Source organism: Streptomyces krungchingensis (assembly GCF_054729265.1).
The window spans coordinates 7652031-7668208 of sequence record NZ_JBPUKY010000001.1 but is presented as its reverse complement, the minus strand read 5'-3'; the positions used below and the strand labels follow the sequence as shown (position 1 = coordinate 7668208).

The following is a 16178-nucleotide window of genomic DNA, read 5'->3' as shown; positions in this document are numbered from 1 at the left end:
CATGAACAACCGGCAACCCAGCCGGGAGGGCAGACCACCTGACAAACAGCGCGAACCCGTACGACATGAAGACTTGCGATACGGCTCATTCGCCGCCACCCGGCAGCAGACAGCCGCCCCGGAGAGAAATTTTCGAGGAAAAGCCACGAGCGGGAACGTTTTCGGCCTGGTTGGATGTTGACCCTGGTACGACAGCTCGTCGAGCTAGAGAAGAGGCGACGTGACTACTGTTCTGACCCCCGCGAGCCCACTGACGGCCGCTGACCGCTGCGACCGTTGCGGCGCCCAGGCATATCTGCGCGTCGTCCTCCTGAGCGGCGGAGAACTGCTCTTCTGCGCCCACCACGGTCGCAAGTTCGAGCCGGAACTCAAGAAGATCGCCGCCGAGATACAGGACGAGACGGAGCGGCTCACCACCGTTCCCGCAAGCTCCACCGAAGAAGAGCGCTGACACCTCGCGTCGACGACGAGTGAGTGCCGGCACAGGCCGGACGCCGGGCGGCCACCCCCTGGACACAGGGAGTGGCCGCCCGCACTCGTAGCGCGCCGTCCGCGGCGCTCAGCGGCTCTTGCCGAGCGCCCTGGCGACGTCCGCGACCCGCGTGTAGACGCCGGGGCTGCCAGGCTGCCCACAGCCGCTCCCCCAGGACACCAGGCCGATCAGCTTCCCCTGGGCGACCAGCGGCCCTCCGCTGTCCCCCTGGCAGGCGTCGTGGCCGCCCGCGGCCTCTCCGGCGCAGAGCATGGACGCCGACCGGTACGTGCCTTCCTCGCCGCCGGGGTAGGCCGCCTCACAGGCGCTGTCGGGAAGCACCTGCACCCCTGCGGCCCTCAGGCTGTGCGGATAGGTCCCGAAGCCCGTCGTGTCCCCCCAGCCGTAGACCTCCGCGTCCGTGCCCGGCTGGTAGGCGGAGTCCCCGGACGGAGCCATGCGGATGACCGAACTCTCGGGCAGCGGTGAGGTCAGTGTCACCACGCCGTAGTCCCCCGCGTTCGTATAGCTGTCGTAGTCCGGATTGACCCAGACGTCACGCACAGCGATCTCCTTGCCGCTGTCCGACAGCAGGTCGCCGCGGCCCGCGATGACCTTCAGATCGGCCACCTGCCGCGGCGGGGTCCCCAACACGTCCGTACCCAGGCAATGGGCCGCGGTCAGGACCTTGGACGGACTGATCACCACTCCCCCGCAGAACTGTCCCGCCCGCGTACCCCCGAACCGGTCACGACTGGCCAGCGCCACCGTCCACGGACTCTTCGAGATCTCGACGGGATACCCGCCTATGACGACGCTGTCGGCAGCGGCCGGGACGGGGGAAGCCAGCGGTATCACGGCCGCGGCGGCCACCAGGGCCAGCGCTGAGGCAAAAGGACGGCGCATGCGCACTCCTCACTCTGGGATGGTCATGGGAAACCCAGAGTGATCCAGCAGCCGGAAGCACGCACTCCGCACAGACGCCGAGGGCCCGGCTCCCCCACGGGAGCCGGGCCCTCGATGACGTGGCGCCGAGGCCTAGTCGAGGTAGTCGCGCAGCACCTGGGAGCGCGACGGGTGACGCAGCTTCGACATCGTCTTGGACTCGATCTGGCGGATGCGCTCACGCGTGACGCCGTACACCTTGCCGATCTCGTCGAGGGTCTTCGGCTGACCGTCGGTGAGACCGAAACGCATGGAGACGACGCCGGCCTCGCGCTCGGACAGGGTGTCCAGCACGGAGTGCAGCTGCTCCTGCAGAAGCGTGAAGCTGACCGCGTCGGCCGGGACGACGGCCTCGGAGTCCTCGATGAGGTCACCGAACTCGCTGTCGCCGTCCTCGCCCAGCGGGGTGTGCAGGGAGATGGGCTCACGGCCGTACTTCTGGACCTCGATGACCTTCTCAGGGGTCATGTCGAGCTCCTTGGCCAGCTCCTCCGGGGTGGGCTCGCGGCCCAGGTCCTGGAGCATCTGACGCTGGACGCGCGCGAGCTTGTTGATGACCTCGACCATGTGCACCGGGATACGGATGGTGCGGGCCTGGTCGGCCATGGCGCGGGTGATCGCCTGACGGATCCACCAGGTGGCGTACGTGGAGAACTTGTAGCCCTTGGTGTAGTCGAACTTCTCGACCGCGCGGATCAGACCGAGGTTGCCCTCCTGGATGAGGTCCAGGAAGAGCATGCCGCGGCCGGTGTAGCGCTTGGCCAGGGAGACCACCAGACGGAGGTTGGCCTCCAGGAGGTGGTTCTTGGCGCGGCGGCCGTCCTCGGCGATGATCTCCAGCTCGCGCTTGAGCTTGGGGGCGAGCTTGTCCGCGTTGGCCAGCTTGTCCTCGGCGAACAGACCGGCCTCGATGCGCTTGGCGAGCTCGACCTCCTGCTCGGCGTTGAGCAGCGGGACCTTACCGATCTGCTTGAGGTAGTCCTTGACCGGGTCGGCGGTGGCACCGGCAGCGGCGACCTGCTGCGCGGGCGCGTCGTCCTCGTCCTCGTCGGACAGGACGAAGCCCTGGGCACCGTCCTCGGTGGGCTCCTCGGCTCCGGGCTTGCCCGGGGTCTCCTCGACCGCCTCGTCGTCGATCAGCTCGACGTCGTCCTTCTTGGCGGTGGTCTTCTTGGCCGCCGTCTTCTTGGCGACCGTCTTCTTCGCGACCGCCTTCTTGGCGGTCGTCTTCTTGGCAGCGACCTTCTTGGCGGACGCGTCCTCAGCCGGATCGTCGGCGGCAGGCACGGCCGGGGCGGCGGGGGCGGCGGCCTTCTTGGCGGTCACCGTCTTCGCGGCCACCGTCTTGGTGGCGGTGCGCTTGGCCGGACTCTTCGCTGCGACGCTCTTTCGGGTGCGCTTGGGCTCCGCGGCACTGACCATCAGCGTCACACCCTCTTCCTCGAGGATCTGGTTGAGGCTGCGCAGTACGTTCTTCCACTGAGTGGCCGGAATCTGGTCAGCTTCGAAGGCCCGACGCACGTCATCGCCGGCGATCTGCCCCTCAGCCTTTCCCCGCTCAATGAGCGCCATGACAGAGACGGATTCGGCGATCTCCGGCGGGAGCGTACGGGATGTGCTGGCCGACACGAACAACCTCTCGGAACGTTGGAAAACGGCTTCCGGCCCCGTCCACTGCGGACAGGAGCCGACGACCGCCGACTGGGGATGGGCCGACGGCGCGGGCAGGGCCGGGAAGAGGCACAGCGCCGCAAGCGGCGTCTGTATTCCCTCCTCGGCTGTCACCTCTTAGGTCATCGCGCTGTTCCGAGGAGCGTTACGCCCAATCTGCGTGGCCCGAGTCACACCCCGTAAGCGGTCAAAAGCTGCCAGATACGGTCAGACGAGGTCAGCCGATGGTCCGCGGCCACCTCGCGCCGCCGGACCTCGCCGGATCCGGGAGGGATCCGGCGAGGTCCCGACGGGCGAGGGGGTCCGCCGACCGGGCGATGCCGCTCGAGGGCGCACGACGCGTATCGCCGGCCGCGCCGCCCCCGGTACGCGATCAGTGTTCGCGCGGCGCGGGCACCACACGCTCCACCTCGGGGTGGACTGTGAGCAGTTGGCGCATGGCATTCTCGGCCGCCGCACCGTCGCCCGAGGCGAGGGCGTCGACGATGCGGGCGTGGTGCCCCAGGGTGGAGTCGTTCGGCCGGTCACAGCCGGTGACGGGTCCGCCGGATACCTGGAGCGCGGCCGACACGATCCCGGAGAGGTGTTCCAGCATCCGGTTGCCCGCGAGCTGGATGAGCAGCGAGTGGAACTCGGCGTCGGCCCGGGAGAAGGTGAGCGAGTCACCCTGCCCCATGGCGTGGCCCATGATCTCGACCATGTCGCTGAGCCGCTGCTGCACCTCCTCACGTCCGTGCCCGGCGGCGAGGCGAGCGGCGAGCGGCTCGATCGTCCAGCGCAGCTCGCTCAGCTCGCGCCGCTGGTCGTCGCGCTGCGGCCCGAAGGCCCGCCATTCGATGATGTCCGGGTCCAGGAGGTTCCAGTCGCTGACGGGGCGCACCCGCGTGCCGACGTTCGGGCGAGCGCTGACCAGTCCCTTCGCCTCCAGGACGCGGAGCGACTCGCGGACGACGGTGCGGGAGACCTCGAACCGCTGGCCGATCTCCTCGGGGACGAGCGGCCGGTCCGCGCCCAGGTCGCCGGAGACGATCATCTGTCCCAGCTGCTGGACGAGTTGGCCGTGCAGCCCGCGTCCGCGGCTTCCGGCGGCGCGCCGGCCCACGCGGCCCAGCTCGGGGTCCGCGCTCTCCCACGCGGGCGCACCCACGCGGTCGACACCGGGGGTCTCGGCGTAGGGGTAGCGGTCGATTTCGCCCGGTCCGGCGAGGCCGGAGTCGGCGGAGCGGGCGGCGGTCATCATGGTCTGCGCAAGGGTACTCACGTGACCTTTGTCGGCGTCGTCTCCAACTCCCTTGAGGTCTTTGGTGAAAAGCACACGAAAGGGTGATCGCTCACCCCGTCGCAATTGACGCCTTATCGGAAAGAAATGGGCGTTCTCCGGGGAGTTGTGCGCACACCGGGAACGGAAGGGCGCGGACGGTCGTCATCGGACCCTGCTCCGCAGCGTGGTGAGCAGATATGCGCAGAGCAGGGCGGTGAGCGACAACATCAGGGCACCGCCCACGGGTTGGGCGACCATCCGCACACCGGCCGTCAGGAAACGCTCGCCTCCGAAGGGCCACTGCATCATCACCAGCTCGCGCAGCCTCAAGGGGAATCCGGCGGCGGTCCGCACGGACGGCCCCTCCCAGACCTTCTGTACGAGCGGTACGACGAGGACCGGTACGGCGAGCACCGCTGCGAGCCCGGCGGCCGTGGACCGGAAGAGACCGGCGGCCAGCACCCCCGCCCAGGCGCAGCCCACCACCAGCCCGGTCCAACTCACGCTCAGGGACGGCCAGTCCGCGGGGATCGCGGTGAGCTCCCGCCCGTAGACGAGGTAAAGCATCTCCAGGTCGCACCCCACGGTGAGGACGGCCAGGGCCAGTGCGGTGACCGAGGCGAGCAGGAGCTTGGCCGCGAGCAGCCCCAGACGGCGGGGGACGGTGCCGCGGTCCGTGGCCAGCGCGGGGTGACGGAACTCCTCACCGAAGGCCACCGCGCCGAGCAGCCCGGCGCCGAGCGCGGCGGGCGGCAGGGGAAATTCCCGCGGCCACGCGGCCAGCAGGCGCGGCTGGGGCGTGTGACCGATCCTGGCCAGGATGACGGACAGGAGGGCCGAGGTGACGAGAACGGCCGCCGCCGTGAGGTAGCCGGTGCCCACCCCCGCGGCGCGCCGCAGTTCGTAGCGCAGCGGACGCAGCGGGCTCGGGGCCTGGCGCACCGCGATGGGAGGCGGCAGGGGGGAGACGGCGTTCGAGGACGGCGTCCCGGCCGGTCCCGACGCACCGCCGTCACCCACGACGCCTCCCCCGTCGCCGGCGCCGTCATCGTCCTCCGCCTGCGCGCGGACCGGCTTCATGTCGCCGATCTCGTCGGCGAGTTGATGGACGAGGATGCCGTGCCGGAAAGCCGTCTCGCCGACGTCGGCGCATGTGCTGCCGTACACGGAGAGCCGGTTGCCGTCCTCCCGCACGACTTCCACGGAACGCTGGGCGGAGCGGGCCTCTTTGGTCAGCAGCGCACCGAGCCGGACGGCGTGCGGGCTGCGGACGGCGACCCTGGGGCGGAGCCGGGTGCGGGCGAAGTCGGCGGCCTCCTGGTCGGCGACGACCCGGCCCTGCTCCAGCGTGACGATCCGGTCGGCCGTGCGTGCGGCCTCCTTGGGGTCGTTCGTGGTGAACAGCACCGTGCCGCCCTGGGCGGCGTGGGCGCGCAGAATCCCGTGCAGCCAACGGGCTTCACGGGCGGAGAGTCCGTCGGAGGGTTCGTCGAGGACGAGCGTGTGCGGATCCGACAGGAGCGCGCAGGCAAGCCCGAGGCGGCGGTCCATGCCGCGCGACAGGGTGCCCAGGCGCTCGTCACGGAGGCCGGCGAGCCCGACGACTTCGAGCACTTCGTCCGCGCGGCGCACGGGCACCCCGGCAGCCGCGCACAGCATGCGGAGTTGGCCGCTCACCGTGCGCGCCGGGTGGCCGGGCACCTCGCCCATGAGAACGCCGACCTCACGCGAGGGGTGGGCGATGCGATGCAGCGGCCGGCCTCTGAAGCAGGCGACGCCACGGCCCTGTTGGAGTTCGAGCATGAGCTTCAGCACCGTCGTCTTGCCCGCACCGGGGGCCCCGAGGACCGCTGTGACACGGCCCGCGCGCGCCTCGAAGGACACGTCGTCGACGGCGGCCCGAAGCTCCTTGCGGGGGTTGCTGGTCAGTCCGATGGCCTGGATCACTCACAGCAAGATAGCGCGACAATTCGGGTTTTCCGGGCACCTCGCGGCCTGTCTCGGGCAGGGCTCGACAAGTCGCGCCGCCACCCCCTCGCCACGGCGCCCCGATCTGCCTCTCCAGGCCTTGCTCAGACCTCGGGGCGCAGCATCGGCGGATTGAGCAGCGTGGCGCCGCCCGCACGGAAGAGCTGGGCCGGGCGACCGCCCTGGCGCGTGGTCGTGCCGCCCGTGGGCACCAGGAAGCCGGGCGTGCCCGTCACCTTGCGGTGGAAGTTGCGCGGGTCGAGTGCCACGGCCCACACCGCCTCGTAGACGCGGCGCAGCTCACCCACGGTGAACTCGGTCGGGCAGAAGGCGGTCGCCAGCGACGAGTACTCGATCTTCGACCGGGCACGCTCGACGCCGTCCGACAGGATCTGCGCATGGTCGAAGGCGAGGGGCGCCGCCTGCTCTCCGTCCCGGCCGTAGCCGCCCTGCTGCAACAGCTCCTCGACGGGTGCCCAGCGGGCGCTGTTGGCGTCACCGCCCGCCCGGGGCGCGGGCAGATCAGGAGCCAGGGCGAGATGAGCGACGCTGACCACCCGCATCCGGGGGTCGCGCTTGGGGTCGCCGTAGGTGGCGAGTTGTTCCAGATGCGCACCGTTGTCCTGCGCGGGCGCGGACGGGTCGTGGGCCCGCAGCCCGGTCTCCTCGACCAGCTCCCGCGCGGCGGCCTGCGCGAGATCCTCGTCGGCCCGTACGAAGCCGCCGGGAAGCGCCCATCGCCCCTGGAACGGCTGCTCGCCCCGCCGTACCGCCAGCGCGCACAGGGCATGGCGGCGCACGGTCAGCACGACCAGGTCCACGGTCACGGCAAAGGGCGGAAAGGCCGACGGGTCGTAGGGCATGCCGCGATCATAGTCGTCTGCCTGACGATAAACACCTCCTTCGTCAGCCGCGTACGCAGTTGATCCACTTCCGTCCGGTACTACGTCGATCGGCCCGCGTCGGTCTCCGTCCAGGAACGTGACCGCCGTGTCAGACCCCCAACTGCAGTCCATCGGCCGCCTCCTCGACCATGGCGAGACCGAGTCGGCTGACGCGCACGGAGAACGGGGCCCCGGAGATCCGCAGCCCTCTCAGCACGATCTCGCCCAGCGGTGCGCCCCGGATCGGTCGCAGCGTCACGGTCCCGGCCGGGGCGTCCGGACGGATCCCGGCCAGTGAGGCGAGCAGCAGCACGCCGGCGCCGGCCGCCGTGGCCGCCGGCCGGGAGGCCGCCGGATGGGGCACCGGGGTACCGCCCTCCGTGCGCTGCTCCCCCGCGTACATCTCGGGAAGCCGGTGGCCGAACGCCTCGGCTGCCGCCAGTACGCCCCTGAGCAGGGAACTCGCCTCCTTCTCGTAGCCCGAGGCGGCGAGTCCCGCGACGGCGATCGCCGAGTCCTGGACTCGCACGGCTCCGGCACGGTGACCGAACGCGTTGTACCCCGGCTCCTTGGCGCCCAGGCCGCGCAACCCCCAGCCCGAGTCCATGGCCGGGCCGCCCAGCAGCCGGGCGAGCTGCTCGGTCCGCGCCTTGTCGAGCAGTCCTGGGGCCAGCTCCCCCGCCCCCAGGAGGCCGGTGTCGAGGAGGTGTGCCGCGGCCGAACCCAGATAGGGCACCAGGCGCCCGTCCCGAGTACGGGCAGCGGCCGGTCTGCCGCCGCCCAGGTCCTCGATCCAGAACTCGTCACGGAACGCGGTCCGCAGCTCCTGAGCCCATTGCCGCAGCTCGGGGGCGCCCGGCCGGCCGACTTCGTCGAGGAGGTCGGCGCCCAGCAGGGCCGCACGGTGTGCGTGCACCTGTGTCTCGCAGCGCAGCGCCCCGCCGGGGTGCGGGTCGGACAGATAGACGCCGTCGCCGACCACGCTCAGCAGCCACTTGAGGCACTGCTCGGCCGTGGGCAGCAGCTCCTCCACCTCTTGCTCCGGCAGTCCCCAGCGGCGGGCCTCCGCGAGGAGCACGGGGAACAACAGGGTCGCCTCTGTCGCCGTGCAACCGGGCGGCAGGTGTGGTCCCGCGTCCCGGCGGGGCCCCGGAATCAGGCCGGACCGGCCTCCCGGACCGGCGAGTTGGGTTCGGGCCAGTGTCCGCATGGTGCCCGCGGCCAGACGCGTACCGAGCGGAAGCGTCATCCGCGCCGCGACGATCGCCTCGGCCGGCGCCAGGCCGCACCGCCAGGGAGCCCCCGCCGCGAGATGCACGTCGGCCGGATGCTCGGGATCCCGCAGCAGCAACGCCTGGAGATCGTCGACGCATGTGCGCAGGAGTGCCCCGGCCCTGGGGTCGTCGCCCCCCGCACGGGGCGCGGCGAACGGCCCGGGGCCACGTCCTGCCGCCCTGATGGATCCCGCTCCGTCCGGCCGTACGCGCAGCTCCACGCTCCGGGTCGCGCCCGGCGGCAGTTCGAGCTCCCAGCGCAGCAGTCCGGCGGCGGCCAGCGCGTCGGCGGGCGGGGGGTCGGCGGTGACGGCCGAGTGTCCGGTGGCGCAGGACCAGCGCAGGCCGGAGTCGTGGACGCTGGCGGGCAGTTCGGGCCCGGACCGGCCGAGGGCGACCGAGCCGAGTTCCGCGAGATCCGTGCCGAGGGCGACCTCGACGGGCAGACGCAGCGTACGGGCGGCGGCGCTCTGCAACGTGATCCGCTCGGTGCCGTCCGCGTACCGCGTGCGCTCGACGATCACATCCGGGTCCGGGCCGACGTCGGGGGATACGCGCAGCGTCCCCACGAAGCGGGCCGTGTCGGCCCCGACCATCCGCGCCTGTACGACGAGCGGCTCCCGGCCCGCGATCCGTACCTGGCAACGGGAGAGCAAGCGCCGCCCCGCTCGGTAGAACCCTTCCAGCCCGCGCCCCGTCAGCTGCCCCTGCTCCGTGGAGATCACCAGTCCCGGCAGCGCGACACAGATCAGGGCCGTATGAGCGGGCGGCAGGTCCCCCGCGCCGCGCGGCACGGAGTGCGCGGCATGGAGAGCCGTGGGCCCGCACGCTCCCGGGCGGGAGGACGAGGCACCGCCGCTTCTGGCGAACGGGGTGGACGCGTTGTCCCCAGGGCTGACGGGCCTTGCCGTCTCGCGCGCGGGCGGACGGTCTTCGCCGGAAGCCGGGGAGGGAATGGGCAAGGTCATGGACAGTTCCTCCGCGCTCGGTGCGCCTTGAGCGCGCTCAGCGCCGGGTGGTGGACTCCGTGGGGATCGGGGGGCACAGGGGCGGCGGGGCCCGGCCACGGCTTCCGCCACTCAGGTGAACGGAACGTCCCCGCCCCAGGTCACGCCTTCGGCCGGGGAAGCCGACCGAATGGCGGTGCGCTCCGCGGACGGGGCCGACCGAATGGCCCCGGCGCGAGCACCCGACCCCGCACCCGCTGCTCAGCTGTCCGCAAGGGCCACCCCTGCTGGTTCAGTCGTCCTCGCCGGCCCCGCGACGGCCGCCCTCGCGGTGCGCGCGTGGGCGACCGGGAGCCTCGGCCTCCGCGCGTCCCGGTCCGTCCCCGCTGGGCGAGGTCCCGTCGGTGGGCCGACGACGGCGTGCGTTCGCCGCCTGTGCTTTGCGGCGACCCGGACGAGCCGCACCGCCGGCAGCCGAGCGTGACCGGTGTCGGCGTCGGGTGGTGGGGGCGAGCGCACGGGATTTCGCTTCCGGCGTCCCTGCGGCGCGCACCACCACGTCGGATGCGGCCGGCGCCGGGGCGGGTGCCGCGCATCCGGTGAGCTGCTCCCCCTCCCCGGCTTCGAAGGCACGCCCTTCGGAGGCACGCCCTGTGCGCTCCGCACGCAGGCACCGCCGGACGGACTCGGGGTCCAGTCCCTCGTTGCACGCCTGGTGCAGGAGCCGCGCGAAGAGGTAGTCGGGGTCGGCACCAAGGGCCATGGCCAGGGCTTCGCGGGCCTCCAGTTCGTCACCCGTGGACCAGGCGACCCAGCCCGCGAGCGTGAGGGGTGCCGCCGCGTGCTCACGGTAGGGGCCGACGCAGCGGCGGGCCAACGCCCGCCACAGGCGCAGGGCCGGGCCGGCCTCGTCGCCCTCCATCCACTGGGCGGCACGGTCGCGAGTGGTGCGGTCCTGGAGACCGAGGATCAGCGTCGCGGCCTCCTCGTGCTCCACGAGCGAGTCGTCACGCAGGTCCGCAGGGCGTGTCCCGGACACCGGCGGGGTGTCGGTGAGGCGCTTCATGAGAAGCCCCGCCAGTTCCAGGGACTGCTCGGCCACCGCCGCCCGGCCTTCCTCGTCCAGAATCCTCGGGACGAGCGCCATGCTCGCGGCGTCGAGCGCGGCTTCCTGTTCCCGGGCGGCCGATGTCTCCCATGGGAGGAGCCGCTCGGTCAGCTCCCGCAGGGATCCGCGGACCTGGAGTCCCGCGTAGGTCGCGGCGGCGGCAAGGACGGACGTCCCGGGCAGCCCCATCGTGTGTCCCTCGGGCGGACAACACCCCTGGCCCGGGCACACGTAGGACCAGAATCGGCCGTCGGAGATGCACAGGCCCTCGACCACGGGGACGTCCAAGCGGCCGCACGCCGTCCGCAGCAGTTGCGCGAGCGGGCGCAGACGCTCCACGACCTCTTGCCCGGACTCCCCGTTTTCCGGTTCACGGCAGAGGAAGAGGACCATGCTCTCGGGCCGGGCGCCCCTGCGCTCGCTGCCCTTCACCAACCCCTGTGCCAGTTGCTCGGCAGCGGACGGCCAGTCCTCCGCGTGGCGGGGGATGCCGAGCCGGGCGCGGCCGCCGAAGCGCCCTCGCCGGTCCCGGTCGTGCAGAGCGACCAGGACGATGCTGTCCTCGGGACGGTATCCGAGCAGATAGGGCAGGGCGTCGGCCAGCTCCGCGGGGGTGCGCAGGGTGACCTGCTGCTCCCCGCTGCCGGGACCGGGCCCGTGGACGGCTGCGGAGACTCCGTGACCGCCGAAGTGTTCGGAAGCGCCAAGCCCCACGAACCGACCGGATCCGGCCTCGCTCACCCCTTCGCCTTCCCTCTCCCTCTCGCCCTCGCCCTCGCCCTCGCCCTCGATTCGAGCCGACACGGCACCGCCCGACCGTCGAACGGCGGGCCCTCCATCGCCCGCGTCCTTCTCAAACACGGCGCCGCTCGCGTCAAGCGCGGCGCCGCCCGTGTCCATCGCGGCGCCGCCCGCGCTCCCGCAACGATCGGCCACCTGTCCGCTGCTCCCCTCTCCGTCCGAGCCCGGCTCGGTGTCGCCGCTTCCCGATCGACCGTCGCCTCCGTCACACCCCACCCGTGCCGGAGGCTCGGCCCCAGCCGCCCCAGCCGCCCCAGCCGCCCCAGCCGCGGCATCCGTGCGCGCTTCGCGTCCCGCGGGCACGGTGTACTCGCTCTGTCCACGGCATGCGCCGCCGAGCCCGCTGATGTCCTCGTCGCCGGACCTGCCGGTCGCTTCGTCGTGATTCGTCATGCCGTGACCATCCCGCGGATGCCGAAGTTCCGCTTGAGCCTGTGGATAACCGCGAGCATGACCACGACAGAAGTTGTCCCCAGCCCGTCCGGCTCGTTCGCGCGATGTCCGACCCATCGGGTTGCATGGGGCCATGACCAACGAAGACCCGCGACCCACAGCCCCCGACCCCACGCCTGCCAAGGACGACGAGACCCTGCGTACGGCGGCCGACGCCGTACTGGCCCGACTCGTCGGTGCCCGCCCGGGCGAGGCCCGGCTGCGCGAGGACCAGTGGCGTGCCATCGAGGCGCTGGTGGCCGACAAGCGCAGAGCCCTGGTGGTCCAGCGCACCGGCTGGGGCAAGTCCGCGGTGTACTTCGTCGCGACCGCGCTGCTGCGCGAGAGGGGCGCGGGCCCCACGGTGATCGTCTCGCCGCTCCTCGCCCTCATGCGCAACCAGGTGGAGGCTGCGGCCCGCGCCGGAATCCACGCGAGGACGATCAACTCCTCCAACACGGAGGAGTGGGAGACGATCCAGGCCGAGGTCGCCGCGAGCGAGGTCGACGTCCTGCTGGTCAGCCCCGAGCGGCTGAACAACCCGGACTTCCGCGACCAGGTCCTGCCCAAGCTGGCCGCCGCGACCGGTCTGCTCGTGGTCGACGAGGCGCACTGCATCTCAGACTGGGGCCACGACTTCCGGCCGGACTACCGCCGCCTGCGCACCATGCTCGCCGACCTCCCACCCGGCGTGCCCGTCCTGGCCACGACCGCGACGGCCAACGCGCGCGTGACGGCCGACGTGGCCGAGCAGCTGGGCACCGGAGCCAGCACCGACGCCCTCGTGCTGCGCGGTCCCCTGGACCGGGAGAGCCTGAGCCTCGGTGTCCTGCGGCTGCCCGACGCGGCCCACCGGATGGCCTGGCTCGCCGAGCATCTGCAGGACCTGCCCGGCTCCGGCATCATCTACACACTCACCGTCGCCGCCGCCGAGGAGGTCACCGCGTTCCTGCGCCAGAGCGGCCACACGGTGGCGTCGTACACCGGCAAGACGGAGAACGCGGACCGCCAGCAGGCCGAGGAAGACCTGCTCGCCAACCGGGTCAAGGCCCTCGTCGCGACGTCGGCGCTGGGGATGGGGTTCGACAAACCCGACCTGGGTTTCGTGGTGCACCTGGGGTCGCCCTCCTCCCCCATCGCCTACTACCAGCAGGTGGGGCGCGCCGGCCGCGGTGTGCAGCACGCCGAAGTGCTGCTCCTGCCCGGCAAGGAGGACCAGGCGATCTGGGAGTACTTCGCGTCGATCGCCTTCCCTCCCGAGGAGCAGGTGCGTCGCACGCTGGACGTGCTGTCACGGGCCGACCGCCCGCTCTCGCTGCCCGCCCTGGAACCGCTGGTGGAACTGCGCAGGTCCCGCTTGGAGACCATGCTCAAGGTGCTCGACGTGGACGGAGCCGTACGCAGGGTCCAGGGCGGCTGGATCTCCACCGGCAACCCATGGACGTACGACACCGAGCGCTACGCCTGGGTCGCCAAGCAGCGGGCGGCCGAGCAGCAGGCGATGCGGGACTACGTGTCGACGACCGGTTGCCGGATGGAGTTCCTGCGACGTCAGCTGGACGACGAGGGTGCGACGCCGTGCGGGCGCTGCGACAACTGCGCGGGCGCACGGTTCGAGGCTGCCGTGTCGCCCGCGGCACTCGACGCGGCCAACGGAGAGCTCGGCCGCGCGGGTGTGGAGGTCGAGCCCCGGAAGATGTGGCCCACGGGCCTGCCCGCGGTCGGCGTCGACCTGAAGGGCCGTATCCCCGCAGGCGAACAGGCCGCCCCCGGGCGCGCCTTGGGACGACTCTCGGACATCGGCTGGGGCAACCGGCTGCGCCCCATGCTCGCGCCCCAGGCCCCCGACGGCCCTGTTCCGGACGATGTCGCCAAGGCTGTCGTCGGCGTGCTGGCGGACTGGGCGAAGGGGCCCGGCGGCTGGGCTTCGGGGCAGCCCGACGCACCGGCCCGTCCAGTCGGCGTCGTGACCGTGGCCTCGCGGCGGCGACCGCAGCTGATCGGGTCCTTGGGGGCTCGGATCGCGGACGTGGGCAGGCTGCCGCTGCTGGGTTCCGTGGAGTACGTCGGCGAGGCGCAGCAGATCTCCCGGAGCAACAGCGCGCAGCGGCTCAAGTCGCTCGACGGAGCGCTGACCGTACCGCCCGAGCTGGTGGCGGCCTTGAAGGAGGCGCACGGTCCCGTCCTGCTCGTGGACGACGCGACGGAGACCGGCTGGACACTCGCCGTGGTCGCGCGCATGCTCCGCAGAGCGGGAGCCCAGGGGGTGTTGCCCCTGGTCCTGGCCGTTCAGGCGTGACGCGTGCATCGCCGCCCGAAACCTTGGGCAAGGATATAGGTCACACATAGCCCGAAAACGGTCTGCCGTCCCAATTGCTCGTTGCCGCAACCAAGTTCGACAGGAAGAATTGAGGTCCGCTCCCCGCACGGCTCGCCCGTGGTCCGGTAGGGCTCTGCTGCGGCGTGCGCTCCCCCAAGTCCGACCCCCGCCCGCTGTGTGGGCGCGTAGCCGAAGGGAGGACCGTGACCTTCGGATTCGCTCCGTCCTCGGCGGCGTCCATGTCGACGTCTGCCGACCCGTCCACCAACCCACTGGCCCGGATGCTCGAACCCGCCGAGTGGGCCTCCGCGGGGATTCCGCTGCTGCGCAATCCCCGGGAGGTCGTCAGCGGGCTGCACGCCAGGCACCGGCCCCGGCCTTCGACCGCGATCGTGGCCGTCCTGGATCCGGACGAACGGCTGAGCGCGAGTGCCTCGTTCATCCGGCGCCCGGCTCCGGCCGACGGCTGGATGTTCCGCAACGCCCTGCTGTCGCAGCTGCGCCGGGTCATCCCGCACGACCTGCGCCGCCGCACGCCGGTACGCACGGCCGTACTGATGTACTGCCGTGACGGCGACGCGCGTTGGACGGAGGAGGACGGGGCCTGGATGTGGGGGCTGCGGGACGCCTGCACGCTGCACGGGCTGCGCTGCGGGGCGTACATCACCCTGACCCGTGACGGGTGGCAGGTGCTCGGCGAGGGCCGTGGCGGACGCCGTCCCCATGCGGACTCACCGCCGGAGCCCTTCGCGCTGTCCGAGGTGCCACCACTGCCGCGCACCGGAGGCGCCGCGTCGGAGGTCCTTCGCAGGGCAGCCGCCCGCTGAGACACGGCGCCCCTGTGGGCGCCCGCTCCGGGCGGGGGAGCCCGGGGCACCGGCAGGCAAGCAGGAGTGGCCGCAGTCGTCGACAGGCACGACGGTGGCCGCCTCGCGCCCGTCGAGCTCGGGAGGGGTTCGGCCGATCCGCCGGCCGAGGCCCATGACCACGCCCCGGTCAACCGGAGTGCGGGTGCACGACCATCCGTCCGAGGGCGCCGCCTCCGCCCGGAGACACCAGGAACACTCGCGGACACCACGGGACGACCGAGCCGCTCTCCGCGCTGTCGCGGGACGGCCGAGCCGCTCTCCGCGCTGTCGCGGGACGACCGAGCCGCCCTCCGGGATATGTGGCGCTCCAGGCCGGACCAGGCGCTCCAGGCCGGACCAGGCGCTCACCACCGGGCACGGACGTACGCCGAGGACGCACTCCGTTCGCGCCGGCACACGGCGAGCCGTCTGCGAGACGACTGCCGGCCACGGCAGCGCACCAGGGATGCGGCACGCGGCACAGCCCGTCACCCGCGCGCGGGTACGCCGAAATGACCGCCGTGCAGGTGTCGCCGCGACCAGGACCGCCGTGCGGGTGCCGCCGCGGCGGCACCCTCAGCGTCCCTCCGAACGATTCCCGGACCGTGTCCGGAAGTCGGTCAGACGCCCGCGCCCAGCACCGAGTTGATCTGCTGCGGGTCGCCGCAGACGATCAGCAGGGCACCGGCCCGGCCGTGGGCCAGGGGCAGCGCGGTGGCGGCAGCGGTGTCGGGACCACCGTTGACCGCGACCACGACCACGGGACGGGACGCGGCCCGGCCCGCGACGGAGGCGTCGGCGTAGAAGACGTCGTCGCCCGCGTCGTGCTGCGTCCAGTACGCGGCCTCGCCGAAGGAGAGCTCGTGCGCGGCCCACGGGTGCGGGTCGCCGGTGGTGATCACCAGCACCTCACCCGGAGCGCGGCCCGACTCCAGCAGCAGGTCGACGGCCTCTTCGGCGGCGTCCAGCGCGCCCTCGGCCGAGGCCGGGATCAGCTGGATCTGCGGGGCGACCGCAGCGGCTGCGGCCTTCGGGGCGGACGGTCCCGGCGTGGGCACGGCCGACTCGCGCGGCGTGCGTTGCGCCGGCATCGGCCGGACAGGACCCGGACGGCCGGGACGCGGCGGTGCCGCGGGACGGGGGCCGGGTACGGGGCGGGGGGTCTGCGCGCTGCGGCCGGTGGCCGGAGTGACGCGGGGACCCTGGGCACTCTCGTGAATCTGAGGCTCCTCGGGAATGAGAGGCAT

General features: G+C 72.3%; 11 protein-coding genes. 3 read left to right on the top strand and 8 right to left on the bottom strand.

The window, feature by feature from the left end; all coding sequences use genetic code 11:
• Positions 1 to 220 precede the first annotated feature (220 nt).
• Positions 221 to 451: a DUF7455 domain-containing protein gene (locus ACSYGO_RS33575; RefSeq protein WP_426680997.1), complete on the top strand. Its 231-nt coding sequence runs from the start codon at positions 221 to 223 to the stop codon at positions 449 to 451.
• Between the two features lie 108 nt (positions 452 to 559).
• Here ACSYGO_RS33575 and ACSYGO_RS33570 read toward each other — a convergent pair whose 3' ends face one another.
• The 7 genes from ACSYGO_RS33570 to ACSYGO_RS33540 form a co-directional block, all read right to left on the bottom strand.
• Positions 560 to 1378, bottom strand: a complete 819-nt coding sequence (locus tag ACSYGO_RS33570; RefSeq protein WP_426680998.1) for a S1 family serine peptidase — start codon at positions 1376 to 1378, stop codon at positions 560 to 562.
• A gap of 132 nt (positions 1379 to 1510) precedes the next feature.
• Positions 1511 to 3046, bottom strand: a complete 1536-nt coding sequence (locus tag ACSYGO_RS33565) for an RNA polymerase sigma factor (RefSeq protein WP_037764940.1) — start codon at positions 3044 to 3046, stop codon at positions 1511 to 1513.
• A gap of 415 nt (positions 3047 to 3461) precedes the next feature.
• Positions 3462 to 4349 carry a FadR/GntR family transcriptional regulator gene (locus ACSYGO_RS33560; protein WP_426680999.1) on the bottom strand — a complete coding sequence of 296 codons (888 nt, stop codon included), beginning with the start codon at positions 4347 to 4349 and terminating at the stop codon, positions 3462 to 3464.
• A 162-nt stretch (positions 4350 to 4511) separates the two neighbouring features.
• Complete coding sequence (locus ACSYGO_RS33555) at positions 4512 to 6296, bottom strand: ABC transporter ATP-binding protein (RefSeq protein WP_432188418.1); 1785 nt, start codon at positions 6294 to 6296, stop codon at positions 4512 to 4514.
• Positions 6297 to 6421: 125 nt separating this feature from the next.
• Positions 6422 to 7180: an NUDIX hydrolase gene (locus tag ACSYGO_RS33550; RefSeq protein WP_426681001.1), complete on the bottom strand. Its 759-nt coding sequence runs from the start codon at positions 7178 to 7180 to the stop codon at positions 6422 to 6424.
• A 130-nt stretch (positions 7181 to 7310) separates the two neighbouring features.
• Positions 7311 to 9443: a glycogen debranching N-terminal domain-containing protein gene (locus ACSYGO_RS33545; RefSeq protein WP_460388752.1), complete on the bottom strand. Its 2133-nt coding sequence runs from the start codon at positions 9441 to 9443 to the stop codon at positions 7311 to 7313.
• Between the two features lie 271 nt (positions 9444 to 9714).
• Complete coding sequence (locus ACSYGO_RS33540; RefSeq protein ID WP_460388751.1) at positions 9715 to 11244, bottom strand: DUF4192 domain-containing protein; 1530 nt, start codon at positions 11242 to 11244, stop codon at positions 9715 to 9717.
• 613 nt (positions 11245 to 11857) lie between these two features.
• On the opposite strand from ACSYGO_RS33540, the gene ACSYGO_RS33535 reads away from it, so the two are divergent.
• Both ACSYGO_RS33535 and ACSYGO_RS33530 read left to right on the top strand, forming a co-directional pair.
• Positions 11858 to 14062, top strand: a complete 2205-nt coding sequence (locus ACSYGO_RS33535) for a RecQ family ATP-dependent DNA helicase (RefSeq protein ID WP_460388750.1) — start codon at positions 11858 to 11860, stop codon at positions 14060 to 14062.
• A 224-nt stretch (positions 14063 to 14286) separates the two neighbouring features.
• Complete coding sequence (locus tag ACSYGO_RS33530) at positions 14287 to 14910, top strand: hypothetical protein (protein WP_426681005.1); 624 nt, start codon at positions 14287 to 14289, stop codon at positions 14908 to 14910.
• A 641-nt stretch (positions 14911 to 15551) separates the two neighbouring features.
• Here ACSYGO_RS33530 and ACSYGO_RS33525 read toward each other — a convergent pair.
• On the bottom strand, positions 15552 to 16178 hold the full coding sequence (locus ACSYGO_RS33525) for a hypothetical protein (protein ID WP_359492905.1): 627 nt from the start codon (positions 16176 to 16178) through the stop codon (positions 15552 to 15554).